This is a genomic window from Marinimicrobium sp. LS-A18 (assembly GCF_000463525.1).
GTDB classification, from domain to species: Bacteria; Pseudomonadota; Gammaproteobacteria; order Pseudomonadales; family Cellvibrionaceae; genus Marinimicrobium; species Marinimicrobium koreense.
In genome coordinates this window covers 11,079-27,112 of record NZ_AWEP01000004.1, presented here as the reverse complement: position 1 = coordinate 27,112, position 16,034 = coordinate 11,079, and the positions used below count along the sequence as shown (strand labels likewise).

Annotated in this window: 16 protein-coding genes; 4 read left to right on the top strand and 12 right to left on the bottom strand. The window is 60.2% G+C overall.

Features of this window, described 5'->3' with window-relative positions; all coding sequences use genetic code 11:
• Positions 1–138: 138 nt before the first annotated feature.
• On the bottom strand, positions 139–684 hold the full coding sequence (locus tag N645_RS0107460; protein WP_339619876.1) for a GbsR/MarR family transcriptional regulator: 546 nt from the start codon (positions 682–684) through the stop codon (positions 139–141).
• Positions 685–827: 143 nt separating this feature from the next.
• Between N645_RS0107460 and N645_RS0107455 the strand changes: the two genes are divergently transcribed.
• The 3 genes from N645_RS0107455 to N645_RS0107445 are packed head-to-tail and all read left to right on the top strand — an operon-like array spanning position 828 to position 3,852.
• Positions 828–1,799 (top strand): hypothetical protein, encoded by a 972-nt coding sequence (locus N645_RS0107455; protein ID WP_024460881.1) that lies wholly within the window; start codon positions 828–830, stop codon positions 1,797–1,799.
• A complete protein-coding gene (locus tag N645_RS0107450) occupies positions 1,796–2,614 on the top strand; it encodes a mannosyl-3-phosphoglycerate phosphatase (RefSeq protein ID WP_024460880.1) in 819 nt (272 codons plus the stop codon). The genes N645_RS0107455 and N645_RS0107450 overlap by 4 nt, the downstream gene beginning before the upstream one ends.
• Positions 2,615–2,640: 26 nt before the next feature.
• Positions 2,641–3,852, top strand: a complete 1,212-nt coding sequence (locus N645_RS0107445; protein ID WP_024460879.1) for a glycosyl transferase — start codon at positions 2,641–2,643, stop codon at positions 3,850–3,852.
• Between the two features lie 128 nt (positions 3,853–3,980).
• On the opposite strand, the gene N645_RS0107440 is transcribed toward N645_RS0107445, so the two are convergent.
• The 3 genes from N645_RS0107440 to N645_RS0107430 all read right to left on the bottom strand — a co-directional run bounded on the left by N645_RS0107440 (position 3,981) and on the right by N645_RS0107430 (position 7,940).
• The gene (locus N645_RS0107440; protein WP_024460878.1) at positions 3,981–5,732 is read right to left on the bottom strand and encodes an alpha-amylase family glycosyl hydrolase; all 1,752 of its coding nucleotides are present in this window, start codon (positions 5,730–5,732) and stop codon (positions 3,981–3,983) included.
• A gap of 298 nt (positions 5,733–6,030) precedes the next feature.
• Positions 6,031–7,380: a GntP family permease gene (locus tag N645_RS0107435; RefSeq protein ID WP_024460877.1), complete on the bottom strand. Its 1,350-nt coding sequence runs from the start codon at positions 7,378–7,380 to the stop codon at positions 6,031–6,033.
• 35 nt (positions 7,381–7,415) lie between these two features.
• Positions 7,416–7,940, bottom strand: a complete 525-nt coding sequence (locus tag N645_RS0107430) for a gluconokinase (RefSeq protein WP_024460876.1) — start codon at positions 7,938–7,940, stop codon at positions 7,416–7,418.
• A gap of 125 nt (positions 7,941–8,065) precedes the next feature.
• Here N645_RS0107430 and N645_RS0107425 point away from each other — a divergent pair, with 125 nt between their 5' ends.
• A complete protein-coding gene (locus N645_RS0107425; RefSeq protein ID WP_024460875.1) occupies positions 8,066–9,100 on the top strand; it encodes a LacI family DNA-binding transcriptional regulator in 1,035 nt (344 codons plus the stop codon).
• A 7-nt stretch (positions 9,101–9,107) separates the two neighbouring features.
• Here N645_RS0107425 and maoP read toward each other — a convergent pair whose 3' ends face one another.
• The 8 genes from maoP to N645_RS0107385 all read right to left on the bottom strand — a co-directional run bounded on the left by maoP (position 9,108) and on the right by N645_RS0107385 (position 15,775).
• A complete protein-coding gene (maoP, locus tag N645_RS0107420) occupies positions 9,108–9,401 on the bottom strand; it encodes a DUF413 domain-containing protein (protein ID WP_024460874.1) in 294 nt (97 codons plus the stop codon).
• Positions 9,402–9,602: 201 nt separating this feature from the next.
• A complete protein-coding gene (rpsT, locus tag N645_RS0107415) occupies positions 9,603–9,869 on the bottom strand; it encodes a 30S ribosomal protein S20 (protein ID WP_024460873.1) in 267 nt (88 codons plus the stop codon).
• Between the two features lie 104 nt (positions 9,870–9,973).
• Positions 9,974–10,312 (bottom strand): Na+/H+ antiporter subunit G, encoded by a 339-nt coding sequence (locus N645_RS0107410; RefSeq protein WP_024460872.1) that lies wholly within the window; start codon positions 10,310–10,312, stop codon positions 9,974–9,976.
• A gap of 10 nt (positions 10,313–10,322) precedes the next feature.
• Positions 10,323–10,592 (bottom strand): K+/H+ antiporter subunit F, encoded by a 270-nt coding sequence (locus N645_RS0107405; RefSeq protein ID WP_024460871.1) that lies wholly within the window; start codon positions 10,590–10,592, stop codon positions 10,323–10,325.
• Positions 10,577–11,104, bottom strand: a complete 528-nt coding sequence (locus tag N645_RS0107400) for a Na+/H+ antiporter subunit E (RefSeq protein ID WP_024460870.1) — start codon at positions 11,102–11,104, stop codon at positions 10,577–10,579. The genes N645_RS0107405 and N645_RS0107400 overlap by 16 nt, the downstream gene beginning before the upstream one ends.
• Complete coding sequence (locus N645_RS0107395; protein ID WP_024460869.1) at positions 11,101–12,618, bottom strand: monovalent cation/H+ antiporter subunit D; 1,518 nt, start codon at positions 12,616–12,618, stop codon at positions 11,101–11,103. The genes N645_RS0107400 and N645_RS0107395 overlap by 4 nt, the downstream gene beginning before the upstream one ends.
• Complete coding sequence (locus N645_RS0107390) at positions 12,615–12,962, bottom strand: Na+/H+ antiporter subunit C (protein ID WP_024460868.1); 348 nt, start codon at positions 12,960–12,962, stop codon at positions 12,615–12,617. Before N645_RS0107390 ends, N645_RS0107395 begins: the two co-directional genes overlap by 4 nt.
• Positions 12,962–15,775 carry a monovalent cation/H+ antiporter subunit A gene (locus tag N645_RS0107385; RefSeq protein ID WP_024460867.1) on the bottom strand — a complete coding sequence of 938 codons (2,814 nt, stop codon included), beginning with the start codon at positions 15,773–15,775 and terminating at the stop codon, positions 12,962–12,964. The genes N645_RS0107390 and N645_RS0107385 overlap by 1 nt, the downstream gene beginning before the upstream one ends.
• Positions 15,776–16,034: the final 259 nt, after the last annotated feature.

The following is a 16,034-nucleotide window of genomic DNA, read 5'->3' as shown; positions in this document are numbered from 1 at the left end:
TGACGGCGGATGCGCGGGGGCTGGTAACGGCGGATGCGCTGCGCTTATCCGCCCTACGGCCGAGCGCAGAGGTATAAATCCGCGTAGGGCGGATAAGCGCAGCGCATCCGCCGTAACGATACGTCGATGCAAGCGCCTCTACTTCAAAAACCGATCCTTCATGTCCAACACCTTGCCCAGACTCCCGCCAAGCTTTAACAGGCTCTTCAGATTACTCTGATTGAGCCGCTGAATTTCCGTGGTCCACTGGGTCAACATCTCGATCAGTTCGTGCATTTCCTGCATGCGCGCCTGAGCGTACTCCTCCTGGCGATTGGCGGGCTGCTCCAGCAGCAGGCCGCGCAGGGTCGACAGGGTCGGGTCGATTTCCCGCTTGCGCCGCTGCTCGATCAGCGTCTTGGCGATGTCCCAGACATCATCCGGAGCGGAGAAAAACTCTTTGCGCTCGCCGGGAATGTGTTGCAGACGCACCAACTCCCATGACTGCAGTTCTTTGAGCCCCATGCTGACATTGGAGCGCGAGAAACCCAGCGCCTGGGCAATCTGCTCTGCGCACAGAGGTTCTTCGCTCAACACCAAAAGAGCGTACATCTGGCCCACGGTGCGATTGATGCCCCAACGGCTACCCATTTCACCGAAGTGCAGCACGCAGGATTGAATCATCGGGGTAAGTTGGTCTGACACGAATGGGGTACTCCACAAATTTCAGTAATTACTGAAATTACAGTAACAGGTGGTAGTCGTCAAGTGTCCGGTGGTCCAAATCCTGCACTGCTATGCTTATAAGGTCCCAGGTGTGGGTTCGAGTTAACCAGAAGGATTGCGTCATGATTGATTTGGAGGAAACCACGGCACTTTGGCCGGCGGCCCTGCTGGAGCGGTGGGGCGTCAGGGGGCGAGAAGCCCCGGCCGATATCCCATTGCTTTCCCGGCATCTCCGTGTCACCGAAGCTTTGGCGGGCTACCTGGCTCGGCTGTATAGCCCGCTGGCGGAGCGCCTGGCGCGCTGCCTGCCCACGCGCTCTGACCCCCTGGTGTTGGGCATAAACGGCGCCCAGGGGACGGGGAAGTCCACCGCGGCGGAGGTGATAGCGCATCTTCTTGAGCTGCGAGGGTTCCAGGTGTGTCGTTTGTCCATTGATGACCTGTACCTGACCCGGAGTGAGCGGCGACGGCTGGCGGACGAGGTGCACCCGCTACTGGCAACCCGGGGGGTGCCGGGCACCCATGATATCGCCATGGGGGAGGCGTTGCTGCAGGCGCTGACACAGGCCGATGCCGATACCCGGGTGACCCTGCCGCGTTTTGACAAAGCCCAGGATGACCGCCGTGCGGAAGGTGGGCTGTGGCAGGGTCGCCCTCATTTGATCATTTTCGAAGGCTGGTGCGTCGGCGCCCGACCCCAGGAGGAGGCGGCGCTGGAGCCCGCGCTCAATGCCCTGGAACGTGAGGAAGACCCCGACGGCCGCTGGCGTCGCTATGTCAATGAGCAACTGAAGGGCTACCAACGTCTGTTTGCCCGTCTCAATCACCTGATTCTATTGCGGGCACCGTCGTTTGAGCAGGTGTTTCAGTGGCGCTCCGAGCAGGAAGCCGCTCTGAAAAAGCAGCTCGAGGATGAGCGGCGTACCGGCACTCACCTGATGACACCCCCGATGTTGCAGCGCTTCATCGATCACTACGAACGGCTCACCCGCTGGATTCTCCAGGAAATGCCGGAGCGGGCCGACCTGGTGTTGGCGCTGGACACCCATCACCGCGTTGAGCGGATTACGGCCTCTGGAGCAACCAGGTTATGAGCACACCCATGGTGGTATTTACCGATCTCGACGGCACCCTGCTTAATCATGATGACTACGACTGGTCGGCGGCGAAGCCGGCGCTGGCCGCGCTCAAACAGCGCAAGGTTCCTCTGGTCCTGGTTTCCAGCAAAACCGATGTGGAGATGCTCGAGCTGCGCCGTGCGCTGGGCAACACGGATCCTCTGGTCTGTGAGAACGGCAGCCTGCTTCTGATACCAGAGAACCTGCTGGAGGCGCTGGGCTTGTCGGCGGACTCGCGCCTGATCAGCGATGGGTACCACTACGAATACCGGGGCCTGTCACGGGAGCAGATTCTGACGCTGCTCAACGAGCTGAAGGCGGATTATCGGTTTACCGGTTTTGGCTGGATGACCGATGAGGACATCGCCCAACATACCGGCCTGACGTTGGAGGCCGCCCGCTTGGCCAGCCAGCGTAAGGCCTCGGAGCCTATTGTGTGGCGCGATACGCCGGAGGCTCTGGCGGAGTTCACCGAGCGACTGACCCGTCACAATCTCCGCGTGGTCAAGGGAGGGCGCTTCTATCACGTCATGGGACAGTGCGATAAAGGCGATGCGGTACGGTACTTGCAAAAACGCTATGAGCACCACTTCGGCGCAGCACCGTTCAGTATTGCCCTGGGGGATAGCCCCAACGATCTGGACATGCTCAAAGCGGTGGATGCACCGGCCATCATTCCGCACAGCGATGGTTCACACCTGGAGGACCCTGCACTAAAACGGGCCTTCATTGCACCAAAAGAGGGCGCGGCAGGGTGGAATACCGCCGTTCTTACCCTGATCGACCAATAGGCGATCGCACTGACGAGGATGAACCGATGAGTGATTTTTTCCAGAACGGTCGTATTGCCACTTTGCACAACCTGGGGGATCGCCCGCTGGAGGCGATGGAGGCGGAGCTGAATGAATGGGCGGAGAAGAAGCCCATGTGCCTGGTGTTGCCCTGTCTCTACTCTGAGCTACAGGGGCCGGCGTTGGAAAACATCATTCAGGAACTGAGTAAGGTCACCTACCTTGATGAGATCATCATCGGGCTTGATCGCGCTACCGAAGAAGAATTCGAGCATGCCAAGACGTTTTTTTCCCGACTGCCTCAGCGTCACCACATTCTGTGGAATGACGGGCCGCGCCTGAAGGCCATTGATAAGGTCCTCGATGAATATGGCCTCGCGCCCAACGAATTGGGGAAGGGGCGCAATGTCTGGTATTGCCTGGGCTATGCGCTGGCTCAGGGGCGGGCCAAAGCCGTCGCGCTGCACGACTGCGACATTCTCACCTACAAGCGGGATATTGTTGCCAAGCTGTTTTATCCGGTGGTCCATCCCACATTCAATTACGCCTTCTGCAAGGGGTATTACTATCGTGCGGCCAACGGCAAACTCAACGGTCGCGTGAGTCGACTGTTGGTATCGCCGCTGGTGCGGGCGCTGGAGAAAGTGTTTGGCCGCGACGATTATCTGGAATTCATTGACAGCTTTCGCTACCCGCTGGCGGGTGAGTTTTCCATGATCATGGATGTGGTCAGTTCCATCCGGATTCCCAGCGACTGGGGCCTGGAAATTGGTGTGCTGTCGGAAGTGAATCGTCGCTACTCCGACGAGCGGGTCTGTCAGGTGGATATTGCCGATGCCTACGATCACAAGCATCAGGATCTGTCCAAAGACAACCCGGAAGGTGGGCTGTCGAAAATGAGCACGGACATTTCCAAATCGCTGTTCCGCAAACTGGCAATCAAAGGCACCGTGTTTACGCCAGAAGCGTTTCGTACCATCAAGGCGAGTTATTATCGCCTCGCGCTGGATCTGATTGACCGGTATCACAACGATGCCGTCATCAACGGCATGACGTTGGACCGCAACCAGGAAGAGAACACCGTGGAGCTGTTTACCAAGTGCATCATGCGGGCGGGGGAGCAGTTTTTGAACGATCCCACCGAGCGGCCATTCATGGCCAATTGGTCGCGCGTGTTAAGCGCCGTGCCGGATGTGTACGATCAGTTGTTGGAGGCGGTTGCGCAGGATCGGGGGTGAGTGGGTTGCGCTCGTTTGGTGACGGCGGATGAGGGCTGCGCCCTTATCCGCCCTACGCATACTACGGCGGGTCGTGTAGGGCGGATAAGCCGAAGGCGCATCCGCCGTTACCCAACCCAAAATATACCTCAAACTTTTTTCTCATAATTCGTCAACCAGACACATTGATACGGCGCCAGAGTCAAAGTCCCGTACAGATCCGTCACCGCCTCCCCACTGATCAAATCCCGCCAATTCTCTGTACTGATCAAATTGATATTGGTCAAACTGATTTCCTGCGGCCGATCGCTCAGGTTATTCAGACAGAAAATACTCTGGGTCCGGCGCAGGCTCTGCCGCCAGAAACCAAACACCTCCGGCTGCAAGTGCAAAGTGAACTGAGTAGCATTCGGGTGAAACGCCGGCTGGGCACAGCGGATCCGGATCAGTCTCTGCAGCGCATTGAAGATTCGGTGTTGAGGTGTTTCCGGGTCGGCTAGAAGCGTTTCGAGTTCACCCTTGTGCCAGTTGGTCCGGTTGATGGAACGGTTGTGCTGGGTGGCTTCCAGTTTGTCCAGGTCATTGGGCGTCGCAAACAGGGTATGAATATAAAACGCCGGTATACCCTCCAGGGCCAACATGATGATCTGTGAACAGAGCAACCGTGCCTCCTGCCAGCGATCGGTACCCTGATAGGTACCCTTGAAGGCATCGAACAGACTGATGTTGGCCTCGTAAGGTTTGCTTTCGCCATTCTGTCCGGTGCGGCTGGAAATGCGACCGCCAAAGGACTGCAGCGTTTTCAGGAAGGTTTCCAGCTCCTCGTCGGACAATAACCCTTCCGCCGGACGCAACCCGATACCGTCGTGGGAGGCGGTAAAATTCAGATAGGCACAGCCGACCGGCGAGGGCGGCATGCTCATCAACCAGCCTTTCAGATACTGGCCGTTGCCGGACAGCAGCGCGTGAATCACCAGTGGTGGCAGGCTGAAGTTGTAGATCATGTGCGCTTCGTTACTGTTGCCGAAGTACGTCAGGTTTTCCCGGTTGGGCACATTGGTTTCGCTGATCAGAATCGCGTGGGCATTTTTGTACTCCATCAGCAGCCGCAGCAGCTTGATGACTTCGTGGGTTTGCGGCAGGTGTATACAGGGCGTTCCGATTTCCTTCCACAGAAAGGCCACGGCATCCAGACGAAGCCACTGAACGCCCTTGTCGAGATAAAGCCCGATGATCTTCAGGTATTCGAGCAGCACCTTGGGGTTGCGGAAGTCGACATCAATCTGGTCATGACTGAACGTACACCAGACGTGCTTCACGCCTTCGTTGGTTTCTACTGCGCGCAGTAGCGGGCTGGTGCGCGGCCGCACGACCATGGACAGGTCGTAGTGGGGGCTCGCCTCGACAAAGTAATCCCGACCCGGGTCTTTGCCATATTGGTAGTTGCGGAACCAGCCGCTCTGGCTGGACACATGGTTGATCACCAGATCGCCCATGAGTTTGAAGTCTTGCCCCAGAGTTTCAATATCGTCCCATTCGCCCAGCTCGGCGTCGACCTGGGTGTAGTCGATGACGGCAAAGCCGCCGTCGGAGCTGTGGGGGAAGAAGGGCAGCACGTGCACGGCGCTGAAGGTGTCCTGCAGGTGTTTGTGCAGGAACTGCTCAAGCGTATCGAGCGGTTTTTCGTTGGGGCTGCGGATGGAGTTGCCGTAGGTAATCAGCAGGGCGTCCTGTTCGGACCAGAGTTGCTCGGGCGGCACGATGGCGCGGTTGATCCGCGGCCCGATGGCCTCAAGGCACTGTTGGGTCAGTGCGTCGGTGTCGGCATTGGGGTAGAGGTAGGCGAGTAGCGCGGTGAGTTTACTTTTCAGTTCCGGCAGCGAAAAAAAGTCAGTCGTCATAGTATGGGCCCGTCATGGTCAGTACCCAATATCGCAGCAAGATCCATACCGGTGAGCCGTGTGCGTTGATCCAGCTCCGGGTCTCGTCGAGGTATACCTGTCGGGGACCCGCCGTGAATCCGTCCCTGGAGGCTTCTCGTCGGCTCCCTGCCTCCGAGAGTCCCCGACAGGTATACCTCGACGAGACCCTCAGTGCCAACTGGGTGCTTAGTGCCAATGAGCGCGAAAGGTTTCTAGTAGGTCTGCGTAGGGCGGATAAGCCGAAGGCGCATCCGCCGTAAATACAGGTAATTCGAAGCTACAAAACCGTACTCAAAATCAACACAACGATCAGGCCAACCACCCCGAGGATGGTTTCCAGAACCGTCCAGGACGCCAAGGTCTGTCGCTCGGTCAGCCCCATAAACTGCTTCACCAGCCAGAACCCCGAATCGTTGACGTGGGACAGCACCGTGGCGCCGCAGGCAATGGCAATGACGATACAGGCCGTTACGCCGTCGGAGTAGCCGCCGGCGCCGACCAGGGGCGCCACCAGCCCGGCGCTGGTGACCATGGCCACAGTGGCGGAGCCCTGGGAGACCCGGATGACGGTGGCGACCAGGAAGGCGAACAGGACGACCGGGAGGTTTGAGGCGGTCATGGCCTCGACCAGTGCATCGCCCACGCCGGCGGCGATGAGGACTTTGCCGAATACGCCGCCGGCGCCTGTCAGCAGGATGATCATGCCCACCGGCTCCATGGAGCGGGTCGCCACTCGTTGGATTTCGTCTCGGCTGAAGCCCAGGCGGGTGCCCAGGAAGTAGAAGGAGAGCAGGGCGGCGACCAGCAGGGCGGTGAAGGGGTGGCCGACAAAGGCCATAATCTGGGCCGCATCGTGGCTTTCGCCGAGCCAGGTTTTGGTGGCGGTGTTGAGCAGGATCATCGCCAGGGGCACCAGGATAATGCTCAATACCAGGGTGAAACCTGGCTGTGGGCGATCGTTCTGGTGGTGGCTGTCCATCTGGACCTGAGCGGTGTCTGGTAACTCGGCGTGGATGCGGTTGCCGATAAAGCGCCCGAAGACGATGCCGCCGAGAATCGCGGCGGGAATGCCCGCCAGCAGGCCCACCAGAATGACCCAGCCGAGGTCAGCGCCCAGGAGCGAGGCGACCGCCACGGGGCCGGGGGTCGGGGGGATGAACGAGTGGGCCACGGCAATGCCCGCTACCAGTGGCATGCCGTAAAACAGCAGGGATTTGCCCGTGCGCTTGGCCAGGCTGTAGACCAGCGGAATAAAGAGGATCAGCGCCACTTCGAAAAATACCGGAATGGCGACAATCAGACCGAGGGCCATCAGGGCCCAGGGGGCTTTGTCTTCGCCGGCTTTGCGGGTGAGGGTGTTGGCAATCTGCTGGGCTCCGCCGGAGACCTGCAGGATTTCACCGATCATGGTGCCCAGCCCGATCACGATGGCGATATAGCCCAGGGTGCCACCCATGCCCTGCTGGATGACGTCCGCCACTTCTGGCAGGGGCACGCCCCCGGCGATGGCAACCCCCATGCTCACCAGCAGGAGGGCGACAAAGGCCTGCAGACGCAGGGCCATGATCAGAAACAGTAAAACACCGATGCTGACAACGGTGACCGAGAGCAAGTAGGTGGCTGACATGTTGTTATTATCTCCTGTCGTTTGTGGGTGCCGTTTTAGTCGGAGCGGGCCTTGAGGGATTCTATGTAATCAATGGCCTGGTCCAGTACGCCGGGTACCGGTGGGTGAATGTTCAGGGGAGTGACATCGGGCTCTTTCTGCAGGTCCGGGCGCTCCAGGGCCTCGAACTGGCTGTCCAGCAGTTCCGGGGGCATGAAGTGCCCCTGACGGGCACTGATCCGGTCCGCAATGGTGGCCGCGTCGCCGTCCAGGAACAGGAAGTGGGTATCGAGACCACAGTGCCGGAAGGGTTCACGGTGGCTGCGCTTCAGCCCGGAGAAGGCGAGGACAAAGGTAGCATCGCTGTCGGCCTGCTCTTTCAGGTAGTCGCACATCCGGGTAATCCACGGCGCGCGCATTTCATCGGTCAGGGGTTTGCCCGCCGCCATGTGCGCTTTGGCAGCGTCACTGTGAAAGTCGTCCGCATCCAGGTAGGTAAAGCCGAAATGTTCCGACAGCGCTGAGGCCATCGTGGATTTGCCCGCCCCGGAGACGCCCATCATGATCAGCAGAGTTGCCAAGGTGTGTCACCCTCATTCCCAAAAAATACGGATTATAACGCGGGAGGAGGTTAGCGCACTTATTATGTTAGCGCAAACATTTAGGCTGTGATAATCTTCCGGTTTTTGGAAGAGGGAGTTGGACAGTGAGCACCCGGGCGAGAAAAAAGCACTCCCAGGCCGTCACCCTGGCGGATGTGGCGCAATACGCCGGCGTCAGCGGTATCACTGTATCGAGGGTCATTAACCATCCTAATAAAGTGTCGCAGGCAACGCGGCAGGCCGTGCAGGAGGCAATCGATATGCTGGGTTACATTCCCAATCAATCCGCCAGTTCTCTGGCATCAGCGCGCTCACGGGTGATTGGCGTGGCGATTCCGTCACTGTCGAATATTGTGTTCACCGATGTATTGCGTGGCATCTACGATGTCGCGGGCACCTCGGGCTACAAAGTGCTGATGGTGGACACCCACTACTCGGCGCTGGAGGAGGAGCGCATGGTGCGCACCCTGCTCAGCCAGTCGCCCGAGGCCATGATTCTCACCGGTGGTGAGCAGACCCAGGCCTGTGAGCGCCTGCTGCTGAAGGCCAAGATCCCGGTGGTCCAGATCATGGATCTGCTGGATGAGCCGATGGATATGAACGTCGGGGTATCGCACTTCGAGGCCGGCGCCGCCGTGGCGGAGCAACTGCTGTCGGCGGGCTATGGTCAGTTGGGCTTTATCGGTGCCCGCATGGACAAGCGGGTTCGGGAGCGTCTGGCGGGCTTCAAGTCGGTGCTGGAAGGCCGGGGGCGTTTCTGGCGGAACTTCGTCCAGGTGACCGACCGGCCCTCGTCCATTGAGCTGGGAGGAGAGCTGTTTCGCACGCTCATGGGGCAGGCCGGTGACGTAGTGGACGCGGTATTCTGCTGCAACGACGACCTGGCTTTGGGGGCGTTGTTCGAAAGTCAGCGTATGGGGCTGGATGTGCCGGGGGATATTGGCCTGTGCGGCTTCAATGACTTTGAGGTGTCGGCCTTTACCAACCCGTCATTGAGCAGCGTGGCCGTTCCCCGATACCAGATGGGGGTGACCGCGGCGGAGATGATCATCACCGCCTTGAATGGCGGCGAGGTCGGGCCGAAGAAGCGCGACCTCGGGTTTGAAGTCGCGCTTCGCCAGTCTACCGATCACCTCTGAGGTCGCATCAGGCGCTTTTGCGCAGACTGGTTGAGGTGTCCTGGACGATGCTCAGGTATTTCAGCCAGGCCTGTTCCACCGGATTCTTTGGAGCGGCCTGCCTGGCGATGACCTTGAGCAGGTGGCGGTCCTCATCCGTGGGGTCGGTCACCTCGCCCCGGCACAGGGCGTGAATCAGCGCACCGTGCTTGCGGATCAGGCGGGCCTGGATGCCGGACAGCTGGCTGGAGTGGTCAAAACCGGCGGGAAAGTGCTCCCGGTCCTGAAAGGGCTGCTTGAGGTAGTGCTCGCGCGGCAACATGGTTGCTCTCCTTTACCGTAACGTGGGTGGAATTGACACCTCGATCACGTTATACGATGTTTCTGGCAGAAATATGTCAGTGCGGAGTGAATTTTTCAGCAGTCATCCGGGGTCGGGCTCGCAGGCACAAAAAAACCGGCACGAGGCCGGTTTTTCGGGCGCCGCGGTCAGGCCGTGGCGCGGGTCACACTCAGGTCAGGCTCAGGAAGCCATGGCCTTGATGTGGCCGTTCAGGCGGCTCTTATGACGAGCGGCCTTGTTCTTGTGCATCAGGCCCTTGTCGGCCATGCGGTCGATGACCGGAACAGCGGCGGTGTAAGCGGTTTTGGCCGCTTCCTGGTCGCCGGATTCGATGGCCTTGACCACGTTCTTGATGTAGGTGCGCGTCATGGAGCGCAGGCTGGCGTTGTGCTTGCGAGCCTTTTCGTTCTGGCGAGCGCGCTTCTTGGATTGAGGTGTATTTGCCACCGTGGAGCTCCTGTTACGTATTCAGACTGAAATTCGGTCGTCCGGCAGCCATTCGCACAAGCCGGAATCAAGGACGCGACATTATGCCCATTTGGAGCCGTATGTCAACTGTCCCGGTGCCAATGGCGCGTATCCTTGCGGTAGGGCAGGCGCACATGCAGGGCGGCTTTGGCCACAATATGAGCGCTCACCGGCGCGGTGATAAACAAAAACAGCGCAATCAGCAGCTCGTGCAGGCTCAGACCGTCGCCACGGGTGCTGAAAAACACCATGGAGGCGACGATCATGCTTCCCACGCCCAGAGTCGTGGCCTTGGTGGGGCCGTGCAGGCGCATAAAAAAGTCCGGCAGGCGCGCCAGCCCAAAGGAGCCGATCAGCGCAAAGGAGGCGCCGATCAACAGCAGAATGGACACCAGCCATTCGATCCAGCTTGTCTCGCTCATGGTCTTGCTCCTATTCGATGATGTCGCCGCGCAACAGGTACTTGGACAGTGCAACGGTGCCGACAAAGCCCATGACGGCAATCAGCAGAGCCGCCTCGAAATACAGCATGGACTCCTTCGAGAGCCCGTACAGCACCAGCAGGGCGATGGAATTGATATACATGGTGTCCAGCGCGAGGATCCGGTCCGGCAGCGACGGGCCCACCGCCAGGCGCCACAGGTTCAGCACCAGGGCCAGGCTCATCATCACCAGGCTGATCTGGATTACGATGTCGAGCATTCGAAAATCTCCTTAAGCGGCGCTTCATAACGCTGTTTGATGGTAGCCACAGCTTCGGCCGGATCATTCACGTGCAGCGTGTGGATGATCAACCGCTTGCCATCGGCACTCAAATCGGCGGACACGGTACCCGGAGTCAGGGAGATGGTGCTTGCCAGAATGGTGATCGCAAAGTCCTGTTCCAGGTCCAGCTCCAGGGTCATGAAGGCCGGCTTGAGGGACTTGGGTGAGCCCAGGATCAGGCGCGCGACGGTCCAGTTGGCGATCACGATATCCCAGAGCACCACCACCACAAACTTGAACGCCACCCCCGGGCGGCTCAGGGTCATTTCCTGGGGCCAGAAGGACTGGGTGACAAAGGGGATGAACCAGGCGAGCAGCCCCCCCAGAACCAGATGGCCACCGCTGACGTCATTGGCCAGAAGAAACCACAGAAACAACATGAACAGGCTGAGTACCGGGTGCGGTAAAAGCCGCCGGCGCCGTCGCCGGGTATTGGTCAGGGTGCTCATGGGTTCCCCCCTACAGTGGTGTGGCGCAGTACGCTGTCGATGTACTGGCCCGGGTTCAATAGCTGCTCGGCCATGGCATCGGTGTAGGCGATGATCGGCTCGCCCCACAGTGCCAGAGCCGGTGTCGTTGCCAGCAAGCCCAGTGCAGCGGCCAGCGGCAGCAGAGAGGCTTTCTGGGTGTTGGCCACCACTTCCGTGGTGCGCCAGAAAAAGGTACTGCCACTGCGACTCAGGGCGGTAATGGAGGCAAGTCCGCCCAGCAGCACCAGCCCCCACAGCCAGATGGCGGCATAGCCGGTACCGGCCGATTGCAGCAGCAGCACCTTTCCGACAAAGCCACTCAACGGGGGCATGCCGGCCACACTCAGGGCGGCCACAAAAAACATCAGCCCCAGGGTCGTGCTCTGGGGTAGGGCGGGGCCGGTACGGATGGCGTCGCTGCCGTCCTGACGCTGGCGGCGGATCAGGTCGACAATCAGATACAGTGCCCCGCACACCCAGGTGGAGTGGGCCAGATAGTAAAAGGTCGCACTCAGAGCCTCTGCGGTGTTAAGGGCCAGACCGGCGAGCAGGGTACCCACCGAGATGATCACCAGGTAGGACACCTGCATACGCAGATTGCGGGCGGCCAGTACACCGATAACCCCCAGTGCCAGGGTGATCAGGGCCAGTGGCCACAGCCAAGGCTGAATCAGGTTGGCCAGCTCGCCGGCGTGATCGCCGAAGATCAATGTGTAGACCCTGGCGATGGAGTAGACCCCGATTTTGGTCATGATGGCGAACATGGCCGCCACCGGGGCACTGGCCGCACTATAGGCCCGGGGCAACCAGAAGTACAAAGGCACCATCGCGGCTTTTAGGCCGAATACCACCATAAACAGCAGGCCTGCCGCCGCCACAATCGGCGCGTCCTGGGCCGGCAGGTTGGCCACCTTGGCCGCCATGTCCGCCATGTTCAGGGTGCCGGTAATGCCGTACAGGGTGGCCACGGCAATCAGAAACAGGCTGGAGCCCGCCAGGTTCAACACCACATAGTGCAGGCCAGCCCTTGCCCGTTCCCGGCCTCCGCCCTGCACCAGCAGCGCATAGGAGGCGAGCAGTAATACCTCAAAACAGACAAACAGGTTGAACAGGTCGCCGGTGAGAAAGGCGCCGTTGACCCCGAGCAGCAACAGGTGCAGCAGGCCGTTCAGGTTGTAGGCCGGGTGGTCCATGGTGCTCGCCGCGTACCAGATGGCAAAGAACGCCAGCACACTGGTCACCAGCACCATGAAGGCACTGAGCCGATCCAGAACCAGGACGATGCCAAACGGCGGCGCCCAGTCCCCCATGGCATAGACCTGAATGACACCGCTGCTGGCGGTATAGAACAGCAGCAGGGAAACGATGACCAACAGCCCGGCGCTGATCAGGCTGACCGTGCGGGTCAGCACGAAGCCCTTGCCGGCCAGTAACAGCAGGATCACCCCGGTGATCAGTGGCAACAGCACCGGCAGTGCAATCAGGTGACTCATGCCCGGTCCTCCTGCTCCGCATCGCTCGGCGTACCGTCGACATGGTCATTGCCAAGCTCGGCCCGTGCCCGCAGGGCGAGCACCAGGACAAAGGCGGTCATGGCAAAACTGATCACGATGGCGGTCAGTACCAGGGCCTGAGGCAGTGGGTCGGCGTAGTGATCGCTGGTGCCGATCACCGGCGGCGCGCCAGCGGTCAGGCGGCCCATGACGAAAATGAACAGGTTGACCGCGTAGGTGAACAGGGTCAGCCCGACAATGACCGGAAAGGTCCGGCCGCGCAGCATCAGGTACACGCCGCAGGCGGTCATCACCGCGATCATGATTGAAATCAACAGCTCCATTAAATCTTCTCCCCTTGTTCATTGGTGGCCGGGGCTTCGTGGGTGGTCTGTGCCAGCTTGCCCAGGTGCGCCAGAATCAGCATGGTGGCACCCACGACCGTGACATAGACGCCGACATCGAAAGCCATGGCGGAGGCGAGCTCAAAGTCGCCCACAAACGGCCAGTGCACATGCGTGAAAGTCGAGGTCAGGAAGGGGTAGCCGAACAGCCAGCTTGCCAGCCCGGTGAGCGTGGCAATCAACACGCCGGTGGCGGCCACTTTCCGGTAATTCCAGCGCAGGCGCTGCTGCATCCACTCGGTACCGGTGGAAATATATTGAAGGATCAGCGCCACACTGGTGACCAACCCGGCAATGAACCCGCCGCCGGGCATATTGTGACCGCGCAGGAAAATGTACAGGGACACCATGATGGCGAGCGGAAGCAGGATGCGGGTCATCACCGACAGAATCGGCGGATGCGGCTCGCGGGCCCAGCGACGACCGTCGCCATCGGCCTGGGGCAGTGGCAGTTTCAGGCCGTGCAGCATCGCGTAGATACCAACGGCCGCCAGGGCTAGCACGGTGATCTCCCCGAGGGTATCGAAACCGCGGAAATCCACCAGAATCACGTTGACTACGTTGGTGCCACCGCCACCGCTAACGCTGTTTTCCAGGAAGTAGTTGGAAATGGGGGTGAACGGCCGGGTCAGCACCGCCCAGCACAGGGCGCCAATGCCCACCCCGGCGCTGCCGGCAATGGCAATATCCCGAACCACGCGTCTGGGTGGTGACTCGTTGGGTGTCATCTGGGGCAGGAAGTAGAGCGCCAGCATCAGCAGAACGATGGTGACCACTTCAACCGACAGCTGGGTCAGCGCCAGGTCCGGGGCGGAAAACCGGATGAAGGTCAGCGATACGATCAGACCCACCACGCTCAGCATCAGCAGGGCCGCAAACCGGTTGTGATGAATCAGTACCGTGCCGAACGCCGCGATCACCAGCAAAGCGGTGGCGACCAGGCTCACCGGGTCCATAGGGGTCAGCGAAGCGGAACCGGTCCACTCGGCCAGAGGCCAGAGCCCCGCGGCGCCCACGACCAGGGCTGAACCGAAAAACAGCGCCAGATAGCGCTGGAGCGAGCCGTTCTCAAGCCGGTCGGTAACCCACTGGGCAGCCAGGACGCTGCGCTGTACCCGATGCTCGAACACCAGCTTCTCGTCCTTGCGGAACTTGCGCTCGTAAAACGCAAACAGCCCTTTGCGTTGGGTGTAGAGGAGAATGCCTCCGGCCAGGGCGATGGCGCTCATCAACAACGGCAGGTTGAATCCGTGCCAGAGCGCGATGTGGTATTCCGGCATCTCGTGCCCCAGAACCGCCGTGGCAGCCGCGTGGATAAAGGGCTCGATGGTGTAGTGAGGGAAAACACCCACCACCAGGCAGAGCACCACCAGAATTTCCACCGGTACTTTCATGTAACGGGGCGGCTCGTGGGGCGGATACTTGGGCAGATCCTGAGGCTCGCCGTTGAAAAAGACATCGTGAATAAAGCGCCATGAGTAGGCCACTGAAAACAGCGCCCCGAGAGTGGCCAGCATCGGCATGATCCACCAGAACTGACCGAGGTATTCCAGGTGCAGGCTCTCGGCAAAGAACATCTCCTTGCTCAGGAAGCCGTTCAGGAGCGGTACCCCGGCCATGGCGGCGGACGCGACCATGGCCAGTAGCGCGGTATGCGGCATGTACTTCCACAGGCCATTGATCTTGCGCATATCCCGGGTGCCGGTTTCGTGATCGATGATTCCGGCCGCCATGAACAGCGACGCCTTGAAGGTGGCGTGGTTGATGATGTGAAACACCGCCGCCGCTGCCGCAAGCTCGGTACTGAAGCCGAACAGCAGGGTAATCAGGCCCAGGTGGCTGATGGTGGAGTAGGCCAGCAGGCCTTTCAGGTCGTGTTTGAACAGGGCGGTATAGGCGGCGTACACCAGCGTGGCAAGGCCCACGAAGCTGACGATAAAGAACCACAGCTCGGTGCCCGCCAGTGCCGGGTACATCCGGGCGAGCAGAAACACCCCGGCCTTGACCATGGTGGCCGAATGCAGATAAGCCGACACCGGGGTGGGGGCGGACATGGCGTGCGGCAGCCAGAAATGGAACGGGAACTGGGCCGACTTGGTAAAGGCGCCCAGCAGCACCAGAATCAGGGTGATCGGGTAGAGCGCGTGGGCGCGGATCTGATCCCCGGCGGCGAGAATCTCGGTCAGATTAAAGCTGCCGACAATATGTCCCAGCAGCAGTGCGCCCGCGAGCAGGCAGAGGCCGCCCGCCCCGGTAATGGCCAGAGCCATCCGTGCCCCTTTGCGAGCCTCGGACTGGTGGGACCAATAACCTATCAGCAGGAAGGAGCTCAGGCTGGTCAGCTCCCAGAACACCAACATCAGAAGGATGTTGTCCGACAGCACAATGCCGAGCATCGCCAGCATGAATATCTGCAGCAGGGCGTAGAGCTTGCCCAGAGAGTCCCGTGAAGACAGGTAGTAACGGGCGTACAGCATGACCAGCAGGCCGATCCCGGTGATCAGCAAGGCGAACATCAGCCCCAGGCCGTCCAGGCGGAGGCTCAGATCCAGCCCCAACCCGGGCAGCCACGCCTGATGGAAACGAAAGGTCTCGCCGGCCAGCACAGCTGGCGTCAGGTAAAGCAACAGCCCCAGGGAGATCAAAGGCGCCAGCGCCGCCGACCAGGCGCACAGGTTGCGCCCGAAGCGCTCCGTGGCGAGGGGGACCAGCGCGCCCAGAAGCGGCAGGAATACAATCAATAGCAGTGTCATAAGGTCTCTCACACCTTGTGGGTATTATTCATCTCCGCCCGGACAAGTATAACCGGGGATACCTTGAGATTCGTTGTGGGTAAGAACAGACGGGGTTACAGCGACGCGGGTGGGTCGGTAAAGAAGGGGCGGCGTTTCAAAGTGAAGCCTTGAGGCTCATGGTGGTGCGGCATCGCGGTCATTCCCGTGTCTTAGGTCGTTGTGGACGTCGTACCAGAAACCGGCAAATGCTTTTATACACTGTTAAGGGGGCCGAGTA